At 64.2% G+C, this 3,190-nt stretch carries 5 protein-coding genes; 4 read left to right on the top strand and 1 reads right to left on the bottom strand.

Going from position 1 to position 3,190, the window contains the following annotated elements; all coding sequences use genetic code 11:
• The first annotated feature begins 80 nt into the window (after window positions 1-80).
• The 4 genes from EN750_RS25835 (at window position 81) to EN750_RS25820 (ending at window position 2,850) form a co-directional block, all read left to right on the top strand.
• The gene (locus EN750_RS25835; protein ID WP_127398239.1) at window positions 81-578 is read left to right on the top strand and encodes a prolyl-tRNA synthetase associated domain-containing protein; all 498 of its coding nucleotides are present in this window, start codon (window positions 81-83) and stop codon (window positions 576-578) included.
• 84 nt (window positions 579-662) lie between these two features.
• On the top strand, window positions 663-1,664 hold the full coding sequence (trxA, locus tag EN750_RS25830) for a thioredoxin (protein ID WP_127398237.1): 1,002 nt from the start codon (window positions 663-665) through the stop codon (window positions 1,662-1,664).
• A 101-nt stretch (window positions 1,665-1,765) separates the two neighbouring features.
• On the top strand, window positions 1,766-2,437 hold the full coding sequence (locus tag EN750_RS25825) for an LON peptidase substrate-binding domain-containing protein (protein WP_023810888.1): 672 nt from the start codon (window positions 1,766-1,768) through the stop codon (window positions 2,435-2,437).
• A 173-nt stretch (window positions 2,438-2,610) separates the two neighbouring features.
• Window positions 2,611-2,850, top strand: a complete 240-nt coding sequence (locus EN750_RS25820) for a Trm112 family protein (protein WP_127398235.1) — start codon at window positions 2,611-2,613, stop codon at window positions 2,848-2,850.
• Window positions 2,851-2,956: 106 nt separating this feature from the next.
• On the opposite strand, the gene EN750_RS25815 is transcribed toward EN750_RS25820, so the two are convergent.
• Window positions 2,957-3,190, bottom strand: a 234-nt coding sequence (locus EN750_RS25815; RefSeq protein ID WP_145967913.1) for a hypothetical protein, incomplete at its 5' end; no start/stop codon positions are given.

The following is a 3,190-nucleotide window of genomic DNA, read 5'->3' as shown; positions in this document are numbered from 1 at the left end:
CACCATGACGTCGCATGACGGTCTTGTGTCGGCTGCCCCATTGGCCGTAAACGGCTGGCTTGAGAAACGGGACGAAACCGATGCCGAAGACCGAAGCCGATTTGATGGCCTTTCTTGCCGAACTCGGCATTGCCACGTCGACGAAGCGCCACCCGCCGCTCTATACCGTCGCCGATTCGCAGGCACTGCGCGGCGAGATCGCCGGCGGGCACACGAAAAACCTGTTCCTGAAGGACAAGAAGGACAATTTCTTCCTGGTCACCGTCGGCGAGGACGCGGTCGTCGACCTGAAGCAGATCCACCAGGTGATCGGCGCCGCCAGCCGGGTTTCCTTCGGCAAGCCGGAGATGCTGATGGAGCTGCTCGGCGTCACACCGGGCGCCGTCACGGTCTTTGGCGTCATCAACGACACGGCAAACAGGGTCAAACTCGTGCTCGACAAGGATTTGATGGAGCATGCGGTGATCAATGGGCATCCGCTGACCAATGAGGCGACGACATCGATCGCGGCGCGCGACCTGATCAGATTCGTCGAGGCAACCGGGCACGATGCTGCTATCTTGAAAGTCTCCATGTGATCGCCACATGGATGGCTTGAGTCAGATGGTCTGAAGCATAGGGCGCCTGGCCGCCGGCCGGCGGCGCCACGGAAGGGTAGAGAGATGAGCGACAACAATCCGTTCGGCGGCTCCTTTGGCGGCAATGGCGGCCAGTACACCACCTCGGTACAGTATGGTGGAGCCGCGCCGGCGCCGGCGAAAGTCGCGCTTGGCGATGCGCCCGCCGCTCCCGCCGATGTGATCAAGGACACGACGACGGCTGCCTTTGCCGCCGATGTCATCCAGGAATCGCGCCGCCAGCCGGTGCTGGTCGATTTCTGGGCGCCCTGGTGCGGGCCTTGCAAGCAGTTGACGCCGCAGTTGGAGAAGGCGGTCAAGGCCGCCGGCGGCAGGGTCAAGCTGGTGAAGATGAACATCGACGACCATCCCTCGATCGCCGGCCAGCTCGGCATCCAGTCTATCCCGGCGGTCATCGCCTTCAAGGACGGCCAGCCGGTCGATGGCTTCATGGGCGCCATCCCGGAGAGCCAGATCAACGAATTCATCACCAAGGTCGGCGGCAAGGGCAATGGCGCGCCGCCAGTGGCCGAAGCCCTGGCCGCGGCCATTGAGGCGCGCGCCGCCGGCGACATGCAGACCGCGGCCGACATTTATGACGCTATCCTGGCGCAGGCGCCGGAGACGATCGAGGCGATCGCCGGACTGGGGGAACTGTTGTTCGACGCCGGCGACACGGAAGGCGCCGAGGCGCTTTTGGCAACAGCCCCGGAGGCCAAGAAGGGTGCGCCGCCGCTGGCAGCCCTGCGCGCCAGGATGGCGGTTGCGGCGCAGGCGGCGGCTCTCGGTAATCCAGCCGAGTTCGAGCGCCGGCTGGCGGAAAATCCTGGGGATCACCAGGCGCGCTTCGATCTGGCCATGATCCAGAACGCCAATGGCGACCGCACCGCGGCCGCAGACAATCTGCTGGCCATCATCAAGGCCGACCGGGCCTGGAACGAGGACGGCGCCAGGACGCAATTGCTGCAGCTGTTCGAGGCCTGGGGCATGACCGACGAGGCGACGCTGGCGGCGCGCCGCAAATTGTCGGCGCTGCTGTTCTCCTGAGCCGGCTGCCGGTTGTTTTGCCGCACGGGCTTGGCGTCGGCGACGACTGCGCCAGATTAGCTGGTATGACGCGCTTCTGGTGAAGCGATCGGAGGAATATGGTGCAAGCGGGAAACGCGCATTACCGGCTCGCCAAGGATTTGCCGTCGACGATCCCGATCTTTCCGCTCGAGGGTGCGCTTTTGCTGCCGGGAGGCCGCATGCCGCTCAACATCTTCGAGCCGCGCTATCTGCAGATGGTGGACGAGGCGATTGCCGGCTCGCGGCTCATCGGCGTCATCCAGCCCAGTCTCGATGGCGCCTTGCGCGGCGATGGCGAGCCGGAGCTCTGCAATGTCGGTTGCGCCGGGCGCATCATCGCCTTCTCCGAAAGCGGCGACGGCCGCTACCTGATTTCGCTGCAGGGCGTGTGCCGGTTCCGCATCGCCCACGAATTGACGGTCAAGACGCCGTTTCGCCAGTGCAAGCCCGCGCCTTTCCTTGCCGATCTCGACGAGGATCAGGCGGACAACGAGATCGACCGGCCATCGCTGCTCAAGGCGTTTCGCGCCTATCTGCAGGCCAACGATCTGGAGGCCGACTGGGAAAGCGTCAGCCGCGCCGAAAATGCCATGCTGGTCAATGCGCTGTCGATGATGGCGCCCTACGGGCCGGCCGAGAAACAGGCGCTGCTCGAAGCAGCCGACCTGAAGACCCGGGCGGAGACGCTGATCGCCATCACCGAAATGGCGCTGGCGCGCGAGAATGAGGATTTTGGCTCGAGTTTGCAGTAAGATGTGTCGATATCCAGGTGAGACCTGGCCTGCAAATGGTGGCTTCCTGCGCTTCCGGTGCTTGCGTACGAAAAGTACGCTCCGCTCCGGTTCTCGGTATCAGCCATTTTCGACTGGGCCTGACCTGAATCTCGGCACATCTTAGGCCCGCAACTGGCTGGGAGGAGAATCTTATGGCGGCGGATGGACGTGACGGGAGGAAGGTCGACCCCAAGCTGCTGGAACTCTTGGCCTGCCCGCTGACCAAGGGGCCGCTGGCTTGGGATCCAGAGCGCGGCGAACTGATTTCCAGGGTCGCCAAGATTGCCTATCCGGTGCGTGATGGCATCCCGATCATGCTGCCCTCCGAGGCGCGGACGCTTTCGGTGGAGGACGTGCTCGCCCCGCCGCCGCGCTTGGGTGGGTCGGGCTGAGGGGCACGTTTCTTATACCCGCCAATTTGCCGAAGGCTGGCGGGACAGCGGGGAGCGCGAAGGATCGCCGACGTCCGCTTTCGTTCCGCCCTTGGCATGGCCTTACCTACTGAAAATTCCGCCCCTTGGGCATGACGCTTTCCGCTTCTTCCGACAGCGTTGCGAGATCCTGACGGATCGGTGCGCTTTGTTTGGCGGGGCTGGAGCGATCCGAACGCTCCTTGGCGAGGTCTCTCGGAGGAACCGCTGGTGCGGCCTCGCTGACCTTCTCCAGAAGCACGGTCAGCCAAGGCGTCAGATCCTCGATCCTCTCGGCGACGATGTGGACCACGCCCGATTC

Origin of the sequence: Mesorhizobium sp. M7A.F.Ca.ET.027.03.2.1 (assembly GCF_003999175.1) — a bacterium.
GTDB lineage: Bacteria > Pseudomonadota > Alphaproteobacteria > Rhizobiales > Rhizobiaceae > Mesorhizobium.
This window is presented reverse-complemented; position numbering and strand designations above follow the sequence as displayed.